18 protein-coding genes are annotated in these 16,154 nt (G+C 53.5%); 8 read left to right on the top strand and 10 right to left on the bottom strand.

Annotated elements, in window-relative coordinates:
• Window positions 1–12: 12 nt before the first annotated feature.
• Window positions 13–696 (bottom strand): DUF4152 family protein, encoded by a 684-nt coding sequence (locus tag E3E23_RS09565; protein WP_167908310.1) that lies wholly within the window; start codon window positions 694–696, stop codon window positions 13–15.
• Between the two features lie 66 nt (window positions 697–762).
• Between E3E23_RS09565 and E3E23_RS09570 the strand changes: the two genes are divergently transcribed.
• Window positions 763–1,212, top strand: coding sequence for a hypothetical protein (locus tag E3E23_RS09570; RefSeq protein ID WP_206205710.1), 450 nt, complete (start codon window positions 763–765; stop codon window positions 1,210–1,212).
• A gap of 6 nt (window positions 1,213–1,218) precedes the next feature.
• Here E3E23_RS09570 and E3E23_RS10160 read toward each other — a convergent pair whose 3' ends face one another.
• Window positions 1,219–1,542: a hypothetical protein gene (locus E3E23_RS10160; RefSeq protein WP_167908311.1), complete on the bottom strand. Its 324-nt coding sequence runs from the start codon at window positions 1,540–1,542 to the stop codon at window positions 1,219–1,221.
• 55 nt (window positions 1,543–1,597) lie between these two features.
• Here E3E23_RS10160 and E3E23_RS09580 point away from each other — a divergent pair, with 55 nt between their 5' ends.
• Window positions 1,598–2,644: an AI-2E family transporter gene (locus tag E3E23_RS09580; protein WP_167908313.1), complete on the top strand. Its 1,047-nt coding sequence runs from the start codon at window positions 1,598–1,600 to the stop codon at window positions 2,642–2,644.
• On the opposite strand, the gene E3E23_RS09585 is transcribed toward E3E23_RS09580, so the two are convergent.
• Both E3E23_RS09585 and E3E23_RS09590 read right to left on the bottom strand, forming a co-directional pair.
• A complete protein-coding gene (locus tag E3E23_RS09585) occupies window positions 2,571–3,116 on the bottom strand; it encodes a nicotinamidase (protein ID WP_167908315.1) in 546 nt (181 codons plus the stop codon). The two genes, E3E23_RS09580 and E3E23_RS09585, sit on opposite strands and share 74 nt — an antisense overlap.
• 64 nt (window positions 3,117–3,180) lie before the next feature.
• Window positions 3,181–3,579, bottom strand: a complete 399-nt coding sequence (locus E3E23_RS09590; RefSeq protein WP_167908316.1) for a DUF2240 family protein — start codon at window positions 3,577–3,579, stop codon at window positions 3,181–3,183.
• Window positions 3,580–3,686: 107 nt separating this feature from the next.
• Between E3E23_RS09590 and E3E23_RS09595 the strand changes: the two genes are divergently transcribed.
• From E3E23_RS09595 to E3E23_RS09605, 3 genes are read left to right on the top strand one after another with little or no spacing between them, the layout of a single operon-like run.
• Window positions 3,687–4,073 (top strand): PaaI family thioesterase, encoded by a 387-nt coding sequence (locus E3E23_RS09595; RefSeq protein WP_167908317.1) that lies wholly within the window; start codon window positions 3,687–3,689, stop codon window positions 4,071–4,073.
• Between the two features lie 48 nt (window positions 4,074–4,121).
• Entirely contained in the window at window positions 4,122–4,412 is a 291-nt protein-coding gene (locus tag E3E23_RS09600; protein ID WP_167908354.1) for a PadR family transcriptional regulator, read from the top strand.
• A gap of 3 nt (window positions 4,413–4,415) precedes the next feature.
• The gene (locus tag E3E23_RS09605; protein ID WP_167908319.1) at window positions 4,416–5,594 is read left to right on the top strand and encodes an MFS transporter; all 1,179 of its coding nucleotides are present in this window, start codon (window positions 4,416–4,418) and stop codon (window positions 5,592–5,594) included.
• 49 nt (window positions 5,595–5,643) lie between these two features.
• On the opposite strand, the gene E3E23_RS09610 is transcribed toward E3E23_RS09605, so the two are convergent.
• From E3E23_RS09610 to E3E23_RS09630, 5 genes are all read right to left on the bottom strand, one after another.
• Window positions 5,644–5,859, bottom strand: a complete 216-nt coding sequence (locus E3E23_RS09610; protein WP_167731026.1) for a hypothetical protein — start codon at window positions 5,857–5,859, stop codon at window positions 5,644–5,646.
• Between the two features lie 46 nt (window positions 5,860–5,905).
• Window positions 5,906–6,160 (bottom strand): hypothetical protein, encoded by a 255-nt coding sequence (locus E3E23_RS09615; RefSeq protein WP_167908321.1) that lies wholly within the window; start codon window positions 6,158–6,160, stop codon window positions 5,906–5,908.
• Between the two features lie 69 nt (window positions 6,161–6,229).
• Complete coding sequence (locus E3E23_RS09620) at window positions 6,230–8,455, bottom strand: DHH family phosphoesterase (RefSeq protein WP_167908322.1); 2,226 nt, start codon at window positions 8,453–8,455, stop codon at window positions 6,230–6,232.
• Between the two features lie 38 nt (window positions 8,456–8,493).
• Window positions 8,494–9,672: an MFS transporter gene (locus E3E23_RS09625; RefSeq protein WP_167908324.1), complete on the bottom strand. Its 1,179-nt coding sequence runs from the start codon at window positions 9,670–9,672 to the stop codon at window positions 8,494–8,496.
• Between the two features lie 162 nt (window positions 9,673–9,834).
• Window positions 9,835–11,304 carry an S-layer protein gene (locus tag E3E23_RS09630; protein ID WP_167908326.1) on the bottom strand — a complete coding sequence of 490 codons (1,470 nt, stop codon included), beginning with the start codon at window positions 11,302–11,304 and terminating at the stop codon, window positions 9,835–9,837.
• Between the two features lie 143 nt (window positions 11,305–11,447).
• Between E3E23_RS09630 and E3E23_RS09635 the strand changes: the two genes are divergently transcribed.
• Genes E3E23_RS09635 through E3E23_RS09645 form a run of 3 tightly spaced genes read left to right on the top strand, consistent with a single transcriptional unit; the run spans window position 11,448 to window position 13,662 of the window.
• Window positions 11,448–11,909, top strand: coding sequence for a DUF2391 family protein (locus tag E3E23_RS09635; RefSeq protein ID WP_240920793.1), 462 nt, complete (start codon window positions 11,448–11,450; stop codon window positions 11,907–11,909).
• Window positions 11,910–12,926, top strand: coding sequence for a DUF3226 domain-containing protein (locus tag E3E23_RS09640; RefSeq protein WP_167908330.1), 1,017 nt, complete (start codon window positions 11,910–11,912; stop codon window positions 12,924–12,926).
• A 40-nt stretch (window positions 12,927–12,966) separates the two neighbouring features.
• Window positions 12,967–13,662: an HAD family hydrolase gene (locus E3E23_RS09645; protein ID WP_167908332.1), complete on the top strand. Its 696-nt coding sequence runs from the start codon at window positions 12,967–12,969 to the stop codon at window positions 13,660–13,662.
• Between the two features lie 150 nt (window positions 13,663–13,812).
• On the opposite strand, the gene E3E23_RS09650 is transcribed toward E3E23_RS09645, so the two are convergent.
• Entirely contained in the window at window positions 13,813–16,134 is a 2,322-nt protein-coding gene (locus tag E3E23_RS09650) for a DNA polymerase (protein WP_167908355.1), read from the bottom strand.
• Between the last annotated feature and the right edge of the window lie 20 nt (window positions 16,135–16,154).

A 16,154-nucleotide genomic window follows, 5' to 3' on the forward strand; every position in this document is an offset into this window, starting at 1 on the left:
TTGTTTTCTTCTCTACTCCCTCCACACCTCGAGCACCATAAACCTCCTCACAAGAGGGTTCGGGTAGAGCTCCCAGCCGATACCCTCTGTATCCGCCTCAATCTCCCCGTACAGCCCGCCTTCCCTCGGGTCAAGGCTCTCACCGTAGATCTTCCCAGGGCGAATTTCGACCTTCATGTATCTCGGCAGGCCAACGATAGCTTTTCCGTTCTCCCTCGCGTATTCCAGCGCCCACTTGGTTGAGTAGAGGCCCGAGAAGATCTCCGCTATCCTAACCGGAACGCTCTCCTTACCAACCGCGAGTATCTCTATTCCAGTGTCCTCCCAGAAACGCCTTGCTAAAGGCTGGAGGTCCTTCCTGAGCTCGTGCCATATCGCCTTTCCCCTGTCCGAAATCCTGAGGGCATCGATGGTCACATCATCGAGCTTCCTGATCTCGATTCCTCCGAGCGTTGAGTCTAGGTGGACAACGTCGGGCTTGACCTTTCTGGCGAGCTTCACCGCAAGTAAGGCCTCGTCCCTTATCGCCTGCCTCCCGCCGAGGTCGTAGTTGAACGGGTTGGCGTACTTAACGATGCTCAGCGTTGCGGTTCTGTAGGGCTTCTCGACGAGCACAGCGGCGGTTGCTATAAGCCCCACCGGATTGTACTCCTCATCGAGCACTGCTCCGCCAGTGTCGGCAGCCACTATCCTCATACCCATCACCGGTAAGTTCCAATTACCAATATATGGCGAGACTCTAAATAAGATTAGGTGGTTGTGTTGAGTGAATCGATCGACATAGTTTATGAAGCTTTGGGGCGCTATATCGACGGCCTCTGCGGCTCCACATACATCGGAACCGCGAGGGGAATGGTGGTCCTCTATAGAGGGGCAGAAATCCACCATCTAACGCCCCTCAAAGAGCCGCTACCGTTCCTGAACCTGTTCTACCGTAAGGGCACGGTGGAGATAGTTGGCGTATGGCGGGAGGAAAAGAGCGAGGCCTTCTTCCTGAGAGCGGCCGCGGCGGATGTCAGACTTTTCGAAGATGAAAGAACGATAAGCATCATCACATACCCCCGCACCGGGGACATGCAGGAGAGGGGAATGCTGATAATAACGCTCCACGCCAACATGGGTATGGCCAAAACCCTAAAGAGCATAATACAAGAGGAGACCCGCTTCATAAAGAAGGAAGAGGTGGTGATTTCATCGAGGGTCAGCATCTGAAGCTCATCACTCCTCAGAACTCGGCAAACTCATCATCCCACGAAGCCTTTCAAGGTCATCCCTTAAAGCACTTACCGTCTCTTCGTCGAAAAGGGTCATTCCGGAGTATCGCTTTATGACATCATAGACCTCCGGATGTCTGCTCTCGAGCATTCCCATAAGCTCCCTCGCCGGCAGGAGCAGACCTGTGTCGCGGTAAACGAGGTATGCCCCGATGGTGTAGAGGGCATCCATGTAGGAGTTATAGGCCATATCAAAGCGCCTCTCCTTCAGATAGTACTCTGCACGTCTTATATAAGACAGGGCCTTCTCAATGAGCTCCTCTTCCATTTTCCACACCGCGTATAGTTTATAAGGATAGCCCTAATAAATCTGTCGAGGAAAAATGCGAGCCGAAGTAGCTGCCTGGACCGTGACGATCCTCCTCATACTGTACACCTCATGGAGGGTAGTCAGCCCTCTGATCACGCCTATATTCTTCGGCCTTGTCTTGGCCTATGCAGTTTATCCGATCCACAGGAGGCTCATCCCAAGGTTCGGAGAGGCTAGATCAGCCCTCCTCCTGACGATCGGAATGGTGGGCCTCGGTGGAGTCATAACGGCCGACCTGATAATGATTTCCGCCCAAGTGGCATCTTCCTTCTACTACAACGTCGTGGACTTCTTCAACTGGCTCATGACCCAGCCCCTTCCGACTGGGGTTTCGGACTTCATCCAGAGCTTTTCCGAGCAGTTCGTGCCGAAGCTCTCTGAATACCTATCAACACAGGCGTTCTCACTTCCCACGTACATCCTCCAGCTTGTTACGTTCCTGTTCGTGTTCTACTACGCGCTGGCCAACTCAACGAGTATAAGGGAGCAGATCAGGCTTTCCCTGCCAGAAAAAAACAGACGCCTGGGTGAGGAGATACTGGAGAGCGTGAGCAGAACCCTGAGCGCGCTGGTCAGGGCGTGGCTCCTGCTCAACGTTGTGAAAGGCGTACTCATGACGCTCGGCTTCATAATCTTCCGCGTCTCTGACATGTACACTGCCATAGTTGCCGGCTTTCTAACGTTCTTCTTCAGCTTCGTGCCACTCTTCGAGGGCTGGATGATATGGCTGATAGCTGCAGCCTACTTCGCCAAGGAGGGCATGTACCTCCACGCAGTTGGCATCTCCATCTATGGGGCAGCCTTGGTGTCGCCGCTGCCAGACTACACCATAAGGCCGCGCCTCGTGGCGAAGGACGCAGACCTCGACGAGACGCTGGTCTTCATCGGAATGGTGGGCGGAACGTGGGCGATGGGGATCAAGGGACTCATAATAGGGCCTATAGTGCTGAACCTCCTGCTGACGCTCCTAAAAGAGTGGAAGAGACTTATAGAGAGGGAAGAAGCTTCACGCCAGCTCTCTCAAGCTCCTTCAGAGCCAGCTCCTCGTCCTCAGGCTTAATTCCCTTAACCGCGTCGAGGAGTAGGCAAGTCTCAAAGCCGTTCTTGACGGCATCCAATGCGGTAGCTTTAACGCAGTACTCAGTTGCGACGCCGCAGACGTAGACTCTCTTTACCCCCTTCTCCCTCAGAATTTCTGCCAGGTTCGTCCCCTCGAAGCCCGAATAGGCTTCCTTGTCTGGCTCGGTTGCCTTTGAGATTATCACCGCATCCTGCGGCAGCTCAACGACGAACTCTGCCCCCGGAGTGTCCTGAACGCAGTGCCTCGGCCACGGCCCACCCTGTTCCTTAAAGCTCATGTGGTTCTCAGGGTGCCAGTCCCTTGTGGCGACTATAAGGGCGCCCCTCTCCTTGAACTTCTTGATGTACTCGTTGCACTTGGAGATAATCTTATCCCCATCGGGGACTGGCAGTGTCCCACCGGGCATGAAATCCCTCTGCATGTCCACAACGATAAGCGCCTCCTCGGGCATCTCCAATCACCATAACGAAATTGGGAAGAAAGGTTAAAACCGTTTATTGGGCGACTCCGTCCATTCATACCTCAAGTCTATCCTTAAACTTCGACATGTCAACGCCCTTGTCGAGGCCAAAGAGATAAGCTAAAAGCCTCTCGTCGAGGTCGCCGTAGCGCTCGCGCATAGCTTTTATCCCCTCAAGGACATCATTCTCGTCCCAGCCAAGGGAACGGGCGAGGTACTCCACCATGGCATTGAAGAGATCCTCGCTCTCCTCCTCGCTCTCGAGCAGGGCCTCATTGATGACCAGAATTCCGTCTTTTTCCACGAGGAGGCCGCTCTCGATCGACCTTTCAATCAGCTCTTTGGCCGACCTGACGTCCATTAATCTGAGCTTGAAGGCCAGTATTCCAACCAGCTCACTCCTCGTGAACTCAGTAGAGCCTTTGTATGTTATCGCACTTTTCAGAGGGTGCACACGACCACCTAACGTTTTTAGGGTGGCGGAATAAATAAACCTTTGCATCTGGGCCTTCGGCCGATAGTGGTTTAAGCTCTTAGAGAGTAGAAAAAGCGGTGGTGGTTATGGAGCAGAGAACTCACAGGCTAACCTCTGAAAGGCTCGTTGGAAAGCCCATGAAGATTGAAGACGGCTACGCTGAGGTGGTTCTTGAGACGACGGAAGAGATGGCCGTCGATGAGTACGGCCTCGTTCACGGAGGCTTCACCTTCGGGCTTGCCGATTACGCCGCTATGTTGGCGGTGAACGAGCCGACCGTCGTCCTTGGAAAGGCAGAGGTAAAGTTCCTCAAGCCGGTCAAGGCAGGCGAAAGACTACTCGCAAAGGCGAAGGTTGAGGAAGACCTGGGTAGAAAGAAGCTGGTGAAAGCCGAAGTGTTCAACGAGAAGAACGAGAAGGTCTTTGAGGGAACCTTCCACTGCTACGTCCTTGAGAAGCACGTCCTCGAGTGACCAAAATTTTTTAAATCCCAATATCGGATTTCGATATCGGTGTTCGATATGAAGTACCGCGACTTCCTGACTCTGCACGTCCTCCACCACGCAGAAAGGGGGCCGATAACCGGTTCTTTCATGATGGAAGAGCTCAAAAGACATGGCTATCACATCAGTCCGGGCACGATATACCCACTCCTGCACAGCATGGAAAAAAGCGGACTCTTAAAGAGCCGCTGGGAGGTCAGGGAAGGGAGGCGCGTCAGGGTCTATGAAATAACCGATCTTGGAAGAAAAGCACTGGAGGAAGGTAAGGCAAGGGTTAGAGAGCTCTGCCGAGAGCTGCTGGAGGAATGAGGGATGGAGAAGAAAGAACAGAAAATTCTGGGAGTGAGCTGGAACGTCTTCCTGCTCGGGATTGTCAGTTTCCTCAACGACATGAGCAGCGAGATGATAGCCCCCGTTGTGCCCACCTATCTAACGGATGTGCTCGGAATAGGCAAGGCCGCGAGCGGTTCAATTATGGGGTTGATAGAGAGCCTCAGCTCGCTCTTCAAGGTGCTCTTCGGCTACTTCAGCGACCGCTTTAGAAAAAGGAAGCTCTTCGTGGCCTTCGGCTACCTCTTCTCAACCATAGCGAAGGCAGCGCTCGCCTTCGTTCACTCCTGGTGGGAGTTCATAACGCTCAGGATTCTCGACAGGGTTGGGAAGGGGATAAGGACCGCCCCGAGGGACGCACTGATAGCTGAATCGAGCGAGAAGGGAAAGACGGGCAAGTCCTTCGGCTTCCACAGGATGATGGACACCCTTGGAGCGGTGGCCGGACCGCTCACGGCGATAGCCATCCTCAAACTGCTGAAAGACATCCCAATGGAGACCGCCTACCGCTACGTTTTCCTGCTCTCGGCAGTCCCGGGAATAATCGGCGTGGTCATCGTGGTTCTCCTTGTAAAGGACAAGGGAGGGGACGTAAAAAGGAAGATAAAGGGAATATCGGCCCTCAAATCCAAGAACCTGCGCCTTTTCCTGCTTGTGGTTGCCATCGGCGCGCTCGGGAGGTACAGCTACGCCTTCACCCTCTGGAAGGCGGAAGAGCTCGGCTTCTCCGTCGTTCAGGGACTGGGCTTTTACGCGCTCTTCAACCTAATCTACGCCCTATCAGCCTATCCTCTCGGGGCTTACTCGGACACATTCGGAAAGAAGAAGATGATAACCATCGGGTTTGGCCTGGCAGCACTCGCTTCCCTCACCTTCGCCTACGCCAGGGACATATACACGCTCATAGCGGCCTTCGTCCTCTACGGCCTCTACATAGCCATTGAGGACACTATCCCGAGGGCCTACATGGCCGACTTAGCGAAGGAATTCGAGAAGGGCACGGTAATAGGAGCATACCACACCGTCTTCGGAGTTTTCGTCTTCCCAGCGTCCGTCATAGCGGGCTGGCTCTGGCAGAGCTATTCACTGACCTACTCGTTCACCTTCGCGGCGCTGATGAACATGCTGGCGATGGGGCTGATGGTTTTCGTGAGGGAATGACTCCCCTTTCCTATTTTACGAATCGTGACGCTCAGAGAAGAAAAGGGAATTAGGCACCGAGCTTCTCAAGCTCTTCCTTTCCTATGAGTAGAGGCCTCTCAGCCTCTATAACGTAGCTTAGCTCCCAGAGGACTTCACCTTTGTTCATGGCCTTGGCGTAGCGCTCGGCCATCTCCTCGGCCTCTTCAAGTGAGTTAGCCTCGATTATCCTCCTGACGTACCATTTCCTATCTCCAAAGCGAAGCTTGAACTCCGCCATGTACATGGGCACCACCGTAGGGAGTTCGGTCGGAAGTATAAAAACCTAAGGCTCACGGTTCCTCCGCGTAGTAAGCCCCGTTCCTCTCAACGGTCCCGAAGATCTTGCCCCCTTCCTTCGTGCGGAGCTCCACGAGGACCTTAGCGGGCTCGCGCTCAACTTCATCCTCCACAACTCTCTTGCTTAGAACCTGGATAAAGGCATCCCCCAGCCTCTCGAACTCGAAGACGAGAACGTCATCCTCCCATCTGTGGCCGCGGTAAGAAACGCCGCCCATTCTAAAAGTAACCTCAACCTTAACCTTCATTCGGACTCCTCCAAAAACTTGTACCATAAAAACCTTCAGCTTTCACCTTTAAAAAGGTTGGGAAAAGGGTCAAGAGCTCTTCTTCAGCTTGAGCACCTGCTTGGCGAACTCCTCAAGCACTTCCTTGCGCATACCCTCGAAGAACTTTATTGAGCCGGCGTAGCCGTGGCCGCCGCCCTCGATGCCAGCGCTCGGGAGGGCCTCCTGGAGCTTGGGTATTATCTCGTTGAGGTCGAAGTTGTAGGCCGCCATGCCGTCTGAAGCCCTCACCACCGCGAAGTCTGGGCCGTAGGCCAAGGTTAGTATCGGGCTGTCTTCGCCGTACTTCTCCTTGAAGTGGTCGTGGATCAGGCCGCTCAGCTTGCCGGGACTCGGGTAGCTGAACTTCGGTGCATAGAGCTCTATGTCTATGGTGTTGAACCTTATGCCGTTCGGCAGGACGACGCTCTTAACGTGCGGCAGTGAAGCCCTAAGGGCCTTCTCCTGCTTCTCCTTGACCTCTGGATAAATTGCGTCGATAAGCATCCTGTGCCTCTGCAGGTTGCCCGTCAGGAGGAGTATCTCGTCAATTATGCCGTGCCCGTCCATGAACTTCCAGAAGTAGGCCTCGTGGTCTATAACCTCGGCTATCTTCTTGAGATCCTCCTCGGTTAGACCCTTCGCCTTCTTGGCGATCTCAAGGTACTGGTAGAACTCCGGTGCTTTACTCCTGTCGCCGGTTCCGGCTATGGCTGGCAGGTGCTTTATCTTGTCCTCCACTGCCGGGTTTATGTAGCGGGCCACTTCAGTTGCCAGCATTCCGGCGGTCAGTTCGTAGTAGCCGCGCTTGATGTGGTGGGGGTTGACGTGGACGTCGACGTACTCATCGACGGCGGCTTTGTCCTCGCTTATCCACTCCCTCGGGTCGTGGTGGTCGATGACGACTATCGGAACGCCGTAGGCCTTGATGCGCTTGTAGGCAGGAATGTCCTCGCTCGTTCCGCCGTTGTCCACTATAACGACGAGCGGTAATGGATCGCCGAACTTCTCGTGGTCCTCGACCATGAAGATTATGTCCTTGAGGACATCCTCAAGCTCGTAGAACGGTGCTCTGCTCGGTCTGCGCTTGAAGAGCTTCCACCTCGCGCCGGGGTCCGGGGAAACTTCCTCGATGAGCGGGACTATTGCATATTCGAGCGCCAGACCAGAGGTATAGCCGTCGGCATCGGCGTGGTGCCTCAGCAGTATCGGCCTTCCCTCGTAGATGGCACGCCTTATCATGAAGGCGGCCTTCATTATCTTTGGCTTGAGCTTCTCCAGAACCTCGCTCTCCACGAGGAAGCCAACGTCCTCGGGCTGGGCCTTCCTGTCAAGCTCCTCCTCGATTTTCTTCTTTACCGCAGCTGCTTCCGGACCCCAGAGGCGGGCCATGTCGCTGACTTCTATCTGTATCTCGCCGGAGTGGAAGGCTATCTTTCCGATTATCTCAACGATGTCGCCGACGTTTATGTTAGGATAGGCCCTAACGCCCGGTGCCTCAAAGGCGGCCGCCCATGTTATGCCCGTTCCGTCGGTTATCGTGAAGACCGTCGGGCCGCCGGTGACCTGTATCTGAGTGACCCTACCGCGTATCCTCACGGTTTTCCCGGCCATGTCCTTCCTGAGTTCACCGATCGGCGTAACCGGAAGCTCTTTTCTAACGACGACCTCCTTGTAGTGCTTGAGGGCCGACTCTATGAGGTCAACCTCGCGCTTGTCAGGCCTCACATCGAGAACCTGAACGAGTATCTCCTGACCCGGAACGTAATCCCTGCCGCCGAGGAGGTCTTTCCTCTTGATGAGGCCCGTTACATGGGGATTGAGCTTGACAAAGACTCCGAAGCGCTCCACCCTGTCGATGGTTCCCTTATAGACGTTGCCGACCTCAACATCTTCGTAGTCGCAGGTCTTGTCGAGGATGTAGACGACCTTGTACTTCCTCATACAGTCTGGACAGACCCAGGTAGTTTCCATGCCAGGCTCCCAGGGCTCCTTCACTTTTCCGCAGATGTCGCAGGCGAGAACCCTTCCAGTTCCGCCACAGGTGGGGCAGGTGTCGTAGACGGGAACGACGCCCTTACCATGACACTCTGGACAGGGAATCTCATCGACCTCATCATCAACACCGAGGTAATCCAAATTCCTGTAGCCTTTGAGCTGCTTGTCGAGCTTAAAATCAGCCGGAACGTAGCCCCAGCCGTTGCACACCTCACACTCCTTCTCGCCGACCTTGACTTTACCCGTTCCGTGACACTCGGGACAGTCTCTAACGACCATGGCTCGCACTCTCCAGAAGTTTTCTCACTACGTCCCCCTTAGGCCGATGGAGACTTATAACCTTTTGTCTCTGCCCCATGAAAGAATCCCCAGAAGACCGCCATGGAGAGTGCGTAGAGGAGGGCCGTTATCAGGAATGGCCAGGTGAGGGAGAAGTCGAAGATCATACCGCCGATATACTGCCCCAGCCCGAAGGTTGCCGTCCAAGAGAGGTTGTTGAGTGCCATCACCGTTGAGCGCTCCTCCTTGGAGAAGAAGCCCATCATGAAGGAGTTCCATATCGGGTTGACTATGTTCATGAGGATTGTCCTCACTGTGTAGATGACCGCCGCTATGGGGAAGGTTGGGGAGAAGGGCATGACCGCTATCAGGAAGCTGGCGCTCCCGTTGAAGGAAACTATGGTCTTAACGCTGCCGAGCCTGTCGGCTATCATTGGAAGGACGAACATTCCAATGCCCATTATGAACTGCTGGAGGGCAAAGAGCCAGCCGATGCTTTCCAAGCTAGTGCCAAAGCGCTGGTTGAAATAGAGACCCATGTATGGGATGGTAACACCCGCACCAAGGCCGATGAGGGCACTTGGCAATGCAAAGCGGCCGATTTTAAGGAGCAGTTTCCTGTTGAGGTCGAGCCTCTTCTCGGTGTTCGCCAACACGGACTTTACGAAGAGCACGAGCAGGAACCTTATCGGGATTATAAAGAGCACGAGGGCAAAGACCTCTCGATAACTCATGTACCTTGACAGGAAGCCAGCTAAGAGGAGACCGACTGCGGAACCAATGGTTCCCATCGCGGAGGAAAGGCTGAAGAGGTAGTGCCTCTTTTCATCACTCACCTCACCACTCAGCAGGGCCATGTAGGAGGGGCTCTCAAAGGCGAGGCCGATTCCTATGAGTACTCCACCTAACGTGAGCATTGCAATCGTCGGGTAGAAGACCTGAAAGGCTCTCCCCAGGAACATTAGTGAGACACCAAGGAGAACGGCCTTCTTATATCCTATCCTCGCCCCCAGTGGCCCCGAAAACAGTAGAACGCTCGCCTGGGCCAGCGTCGAGAGCGAGAAGACGATACCTATGTCGGCGTAATTGAAACCGAGCGATTTGAGGTAGAAGGGGAATATGAACCACGCTATGTTGCCACCCAACCAGGATATGAACGAATACGCGACGAGCAGCCAAGCGTCCCTGCTAAAGCCCCTGTAATTCTGCAGCGACATGAACGTTTAGATGAAGGTTTGAGTATATAAACTTACCCCACGCACTACCGAAAAACTTATTAATTAAAAGAAGCATTACTCAGCGTTTAAATCGAAAAATATGACGATTTCCGGGCTCAAATAAAAGATGGTAAAATTAGAGAAACGGGGTAAAATAAGATGTTAATTTTCTTCCATGAACTTTTCCACAGCAAGTCTAGTTTCTTCATAGGTCTTTCCGGCGAGTATTATCACCTTGTACTGAGGATTCTCCGGGTTGTCCAGCTCCTTTATCACGTAACCATTCTGCTCTATCTCGGCCTTGATGGCGTCAATAGCCGCCTTACCGTAGACATCCTCGAGTAAAATCCAAGCCTTGTTGCTAACCCATCCACCGATGATGATGACGTTCTTGTCCGATGGCAGGCTTGTAAGGTCGGTGTCCTCGATGATGAAGTCGTAGACGTTCCCAGTCGCTTCAACCTTCGGGGCGGTTATTGAGATCGTCCGGGTAACGGTGGCAACGCGGACAAAGCGGTAGCCTTCAACCCCGGTTATGGCGCCGTTCTCATCCCTCGTGAAAACGGCCGTTAGTTCAAGACCCCAGTCAGTGGGCAGCTTTATAGAATCTCCCTCCCCAATAAAGACCCTCGGGAAGCTCGCGAGGCTCTCGTTCACGTGGAGGTACAGGGTGTAGAGCCCGTTGGCCGGGTCTATATCCCACACCCACTGTCCCTTGTAGACCTCGCCGTCCGAGTACTGCTTGACCTTCTCGTAGTACCAGTAGTCGTAGGTAACCATCTGCACGTTGTTTATCCCCACAAAGAAGTCCGTCGGGGTGAAGAGGAAGACGTTCCTTGCCCCAGCTTCGAGAAGCTCGTTTATTCTGGCCGATGGATAGGTATCGTACTCCTCGAAATCCTCCGCACCGTTGGCATCGACGTACATAACGTAGTACTTGTCCTCAGTCATCGTTTTGGTCTTGATGAGGCCGCTGGGGTAGGTCAGTTCGATGAGCATCTTGGAAACGTCGAGATTTATATCCAGCATTTTTATCTTCCATCCCCCAACGATGATAGAATCTCCAAGGCCTTTGGATTCCGAATCGGCCTCTGTGTAAAAGTAGAAGTACATAGTGTCCCTGCCGTCCACGGTCGTTGGGACGACCTTGTAGTCTCCTCCAATGTCAAGGGGGGTGGTGTTCTCGTTGAATATTATTTCGATGCTCCTGTCGAGGAACTCCACCATCCCCTTGGTAGAGTTGAAACTAACCCGAGAGAAGTTGACCTGAACGACAACCGCATGACCAACCGGCTGGTCACTGACGTTTATCCCAACGTCGGGCATGTCAATGGGATTGAGCTTGTATGTCTGGTTGTTATCGGGAATTATAACACTGTGATACTCAACCGGGACAGAAACGGTGGCGGTGTAAGTTCCCTGAGATATGCCATTGAGAACCAGAAAAGCCCCAAGCCTCGAGCCGGTTATCGCATCTTCACCGATGTGGAGCGGCACGCCGTTCACTATCTTGGTTGTGGGAAGAACTATTACGGAATTAGCGGAGTTAATGCCCGCAACGGCTCCCTGAACTGGCATGAAAAGTGAGCTCAGAATCGCAAGGCTCACAAACATTGCTAAAGCCTTTTTCATTGTTCGTCACCGAATTAAAGTGAATCTCAAGGTTTATAACTTTTCCCGAGAAGAATACTCCTGCGATGATGAGTGAATCCAATGCTGACGGGATGATGAAACCCCGACCTGAGCACTTACCAACGGGCGAAAGGGGAAAGGAAATGGAAGATAAGCTCGACGAGATATACACCAGCCTTGAGGAGCTCCGCAGGGAGGTCGAAGAAAAGAAGGCACCCGACAGGCTCGGGTGGGACGACATAGCCCAGGAGATCATCGGAGCGGTAACCTTCGCCCTTCCATTCCTCTTCACTGGCGAACTTTGGGAAATCGCCAAGGACATATCCGTGGAGCGCTCCCTGGTAATCCTCATCATGACCCTGGCCGTTGCGTATCTCTTCATTGCGAAGTCCCGGATAGGTAACCTCAAAAAGGAAGAGCTCTTCCACGTCCCAAAAAGACTTCTCACGGTGACCCTGATAGCGTATCTGATTTCCGCCGGGCTGATATACCTCTACGGCATCAACGGGATAGCCGACTTTACAACGGAGCAGTACCTCAACGCGACCATACTTATAAGCACCTTTGCAGTCATCGGAGCGATAACTGTTGACATGGTGAAGTGAATGAAAATCGTCACTGGAAAGAGGTTTGAAGCCTTTGCGGATGAGAACGCACTGATTTTCCCGGAGTATGGGAAGAATAGAAGAGAGCTCGTTGAGATTGCTGGATCGCTCACAGGCGAGGAGACCGTGGTAACAGCGAGCCTCGAGCTCATGGACCTGATACTCAGCAGGTTCAAGGGCGAGGGACATTTCCTTATTTACTCCGACACTGGAAAGACCCTAACCACAAGGGAGGCCTATGAGCTGAGGAAATACCTCGACTTCGATCTCCGGGGTGGCTTTACCGGAGAACCCTCCCGGGCGAGCGTCCTTTTCGTCGAGGGCAAAACCGACGCGAAGTTCTTCAAGGCCGTTTTTAAGAAGCTGTACGAGTTCAAGGAGAGCAGAGAAGTTCCAGCGAATCTAAAATTCATTGAGAGGGTCTTCGAGCGCGAGAACTTCGAGCTGTTGAGAAACGAAAATGGCTTTTTGGCAGTGATTCCGAGCGAGGGCAACTCGGGAGTCATCCGAAACCTGGGCAACTTTATCAGAGCGATGGAAGTCTTTGAATTCAGTGTTGACAAAATAGGAGTCGCCATAGATGTTGATGACAACAGAGAGAGTGCGATGGCCTCGATAACCGGGAAGCTCTCCCGGTTCCATCCGGAAAAAACGGCCGCAGGTTTTAGGGTTGGGAAGACAGAGGTGATTCCCCTAATCATAGGCCTCCCCTTCGAGGACGAGCTAATCGAGTGGAAGAAGCCCACCGTTGAAGATTTAATGCTCCACCTCATAGCGCGGGAGGGACTTCTGGAGAGAATCAGACCGGCATTAAGAACCCTAAACGAGAGCCTGGGAAGGACGCTAAAGCCCAAAGAGGTCATGTATCTGGCCCTCTCGGCCTACGGACACTGGGGCAACCTGGAAGGCTTTTACGAGCTCTTTGTCATGCGCTCCCGCTTCAGAAACCTCAAGGCCGTCCTGAGGGAGGCGGGGCTTATGGAAGGGCTTTTCACCCTCTCAGGCAAGAACCGTTGAATTTTTATTTCCAACCATCAACCTGGCGTCGGTGATACGTATGAAGCTCGTCTCATTTGACGTCTGGAACACCTTGCTGGACATAAACGTCATGTTTGACGCGATGGCAGTGGAGCTCTCGAAGCTAATGGGCGCCTGTATAATCGATGTGGCTGAAGGGATGCTCCTCACGAGGGAAAGAATAAAGCTGATTCGCGCGGAACAGAGGGGAAATCCACAGAGGGCCTTAGAGGAGAGCCAGGAACTTCTGGCGGAGCTCCTCGGAACAGAGGTCGAGGTCGTAAGGAGGGCAGCCGCGAGGGCCGTTCTGAAAGTTGACGATGAGATAGTCCTGCCTGGGGCCAAAGATGCCCTCAAAGGCGTGAAGAAGAAAGGCTTGAAGACCGTTGTCCTCGGCAACGTGATGTTCTGGCCGGGCTCATACACGAGGTTCCTGCTGGAGCGCTTTGGGCTAATGGAGTTCATAGACAGAACCTTCTTCTCGGATGAGGTTCTGGCGTACAAGCCAATGCCCGAGATGTTCGAAAAGCCCCTTAGGGCCTTCGGAGTTGAGCCGAGTGAAGCGATACACGTAGGGGATACCTACACGGAGGACTTCAAAGGCGCGCTGAACGCTGGAATGTGGGCGGTCTGGATTAATCCCGAGGCAGAGGAAGTGAAGAAAATCCATGAGAGGGGCTTTGAGGTGCCGGATGTTGAGGGAATCCTGGAGGTGCTGGAGGAGTTGGGAGGTTAAATTGGCTTTTTTAACAGTCTTATCCACCAAATCAACGCATTTGGGTTGATACAGTGAAACATCATGGAAGTCAAAGAGCTGGAGAAACAGGGCAAAGGAAGAAAGGGCCATTCGGTTGAAATAATAGACAGGAAACACGAATCCCAGAACTCATTTCTTCGGCTTCAACCACGCCCCAAGGCCGACCTGCTTTGTCTTCTGATATCTCAGGTCCTCCTTACGGTAGCCGAACGCCTCCAAAATCCTCATCACAGCCGGGAGAACCTGGTTCTCGATGTAGTAGTCAGCGTCGTACTTGTGCCTTGCTGGGTCGAACTCGTCGAAGGGTATGGCCCTGTCGCCTATCCTTCCAGAGCCTTTAAGCACGATGTAGCTTATTATCGTGCCGGGGCGGACTTTTATCCCCCTCGCAGCGAGGCGCTTGGCTATCGCTACGTGCGGGCCGGTTGCCTTGTAGTCCTTCAGCTCGCGCGTTATCTGCTCGTGGATGACGAGCTTCTCCGAGGGCACCTCGTACTTGCTCAGCTTTTCGGTTACTTCTTTAACTATCTTAACTGCCCCCTCAACGTTACCGTTCCTAAGGAGTGTCTCAAGAACCCTCGCCTGGGTCTCCTTGGCTATCTCGCTCCAGTCACGCCTCACTATCTCGAGGCCCCTCGTTATTATCTTGCCATCGTCATCGATGAGCGCGTATTTCTTCTTGGTGACGAAGAAGCCCCTCTTATAGAAGCCCTCGTACTCAAGCTCCAGGAGGCCGGGCAGCTTGGCGTTTATGTACTTGAGGAACTCCTTGGCTTTTTTCTTGACGGTTTCGGCATCTTTTCCTGGAATCGTGGCAAAAAGGCCGTCCGTGTCAGCGTAGAGCACTTTAAAGCCGAACTTCTCCTCTATCTCCCTTATCGTCATCTCGATGTAGCTCCTACCCCAGGCGGTGATGCTCTCGGCGCACTCCTTGCAGTACCAGCGGGCCCTTGCGTAGCCGTAGTAGCCGTAATAGCTGTTCGCCAGAATCTTAATTGCCTTCTGCCTGTAATCGAGCATTCTCCTCTCCACAGGATCAACTGAAGCCTTCATGCGCCTCTTTATGGCCTGCCTCTCCTCGAGAAGAGCTCCGAGAAGACTCGGTATGAAGCCTGGGAAATCCTTGCAGAACCTGTGTCCAACCTCAGGGGCAGTGTCGTACTCCTTACAGCCCTCCTTGTTGAGGGTGTCGGGTGAAACGTTGTGGGTGATGATGATGGAGGGGTACAGAGAGCGGAAGTCGAGGTAGACTATGTTCTCCCACAGCCCCCTCTCTGGCTCCTTGACGTAGCCGCCAGCGTAGCTGTTCCTTCTTCTAATGAGCTCCCTCTCATCGGGCTTGTTTGGAGCCAGCTCGTTCCTCTCGTAGGCCGCCCTCAGCAGGAACCATTCAACCAGGTTGCCCGTGCTTGAACGCGACACATCCCAGAGGCTCTGGCCTATCAGCCTCGAAAGCTGGGCCTCCATCGGGAAGAACTCCCTTCCGAGCTCATAGGTTGCCTTTGCATCTTCCATAGAGTAGCGCGCAACACGCTCGAGCCCCTCGTCGCTCTCCCAGGCCAGGGTTATCTCCTCCGCGTATACCTTCTCCTTGGGTTTGCCAAAGACCGCCTCATAAACAACCTCAAGGGTGTAGGTCGGCAGGTTGATGGTGCGCCTTATGACAGGATAGAGGTCAAAGTGAATCCTCCCCTTAACCTCCACGGCGAAGCGGTCGCCCATGCGGTGTATCTTCGGCTCGCTTCCGTCCCGCCCGAGGGTGAAGCTTATCCCAAGCTTCTCGCAGCGTTTTTTCAGGTAAGCAAAGTCAAAGTTGTCGCCGTTGTAGGTAATGAGAACATCAGGATCCTTCTCCTTAACAACCCTCAAAAAGCGCTTTATCATCTCCTTCTCGGTTGAGACGACATCAACGTAGGGCAGGTCGATCTTTTTCCAGGTTATAACCCTCGCCTCGTTCTCATCCGCGTAGCTTATCATGAGTATGGGCCCGCTCCCGAACTCGTCGCCCTCGTGGTAGAGCGTCTCGATGTCAAAGGCGAGCATCTTCAGTTCTTCATCGCCCTCCATGGGGACGAGGCCCTTGTCTATGAGGTAGCGCTTGGCGAAGGGGATGTCATACTCATAGATGTCCACCACAGCGGGATGCTTCCTTATCTCATCCCTTATGGCCGGGACATCCTGCGGGTGCTCGAAGTAGAGCTTCCAGACCTCAACAGGTCGACCGAGGAACTTCTTCTTCACCTTCTTGGCACGCTTGACCTTGACAACCTTTCCGTGGCGCTCCGCGGTTATCTTCTTGACCTCCTCGATGGCAGAATCGTCCTTGAGGAGCACATAGATGTAAGGCTCGAAGTCTCTGTCGTACTCGATTTTAAACTCTCCCTTCTCTTTCTTGAAGATTCTGATGACAGGCTTTCCGTCCTCTGTGATGTAGTCGACGTCAAGGATCATAACCAACACCTGAAGGATAA

It is taken from the genome of Thermococcus sp. CX2, from assembly GCF_012027555.1.
In the GTDB taxonomy this organism is placed as follows: Archaea; Methanobacteriota_B; Thermococci; order Thermococcales; family Thermococcaceae; genus Thermococcus.

Bases quoted from the DNA above. Each gene is read 5' to 3' on its own strand.
- E3E23_RS09620 (WP_167908322.1), bottom strand. From the start codon at position 8,455: ATGGTCGTTAGAGACTGTCCCGAGTGTCACGGAACGGGTAAAGTCAAG.
- E3E23_RS09595 (WP_167908317.1), top strand. From the start codon at position 3,687: ATGGAGCAGAGAACTCACAGGCTAACCTCTGAAAGGCTCGTTGGAAAG.
- E3E23_RS09580 (WP_167908313.1), top strand. From the start codon at position 1,598: ATGCGAGCCGAAGTAGCTGCCTGGACCGTGACGATCCTCCTCATACTG.
- E3E23_RS09630 (WP_167908326.1), bottom strand. From the start codon at position 11,304: ATGAAAAAGGCTTTAGCAATGTTTGTGAGCCTTGCGATTCTGAGCTCA.
- E3E23_RS09640 (WP_167908330.1), top strand. From the start codon at position 11,910: ATGAAAATCGTCACTGGAAAGAGGTTTGAAGCCTTTGCGGATGAGAAC.
- E3E23_RS09615 (WP_167908321.1), bottom strand. From the start codon at position 6,160: ATGAAGGTTAAGGTTGAGGTTACTTTTAGAATGGGCGGCGTTTCTTAC.
- E3E23_RS09605 (WP_167908319.1), top strand. From the start codon at position 4,416: ATGGAGAAGAAAGAACAGAAAATTCTGGGAGTGAGCTGGAACGTCTTC.
- E3E23_RS09585 (WP_167908315.1), bottom strand. From the start codon at position 3,116: ATGCCCGAGGAGGCGCTTATCGTTGTGGACATGCAGAGGGATTTCATG.
- E3E23_RS09635 (WP_240920793.1), top strand. From the start codon at position 11,448: ATGGAAGATAAGCTCGACGAGATATACACCAGCCTTGAGGAGCTCCGC.
- E3E23_RS09645 (WP_167908332.1), top strand. From the start codon at position 12,967: ATGAAGCTCGTCTCATTTGACGTCTGGAACACCTTGCTGGACATAAAC.
- E3E23_RS09610 (WP_167731026.1), bottom strand. From the start codon at position 5,859: ATGTACATGGCGGAGTTCAAGCTTCGCTTTGGAGATAGGAAATGGTAC.
- E3E23_RS09565 (WP_167908310.1), bottom strand. From the start codon at position 696: ATGAGGATAGTGGCTGCCGACACTGGCGGAGCAGTGCTCGATGAGGAG.
- E3E23_RS09600 (WP_167908354.1), top strand. From the start codon at position 4,122: ATGAAGTACCGCGACTTCCTGACTCTGCACGTCCTCCACCACGCAGAA.
- E3E23_RS09650 (WP_167908355.1), bottom strand. From the start codon at position 16,134: ATGATCCTTGACGTCGACTACATCACAGAGGACGGAAAGCCTGTCATC.
- E3E23_RS10160 (WP_167908311.1), bottom strand. From the start codon at position 1,542: ATGGAAGAGGAGCTCATTGAGAAGGCCCTGTCTTATATAAGACGTGCA.
- E3E23_RS09625 (WP_167908324.1), bottom strand. From the start codon at position 9,672: ATGTCGCTGCAGAATTACAGGGGCTTTAGCAGGGACGCTTGGCTGCTC.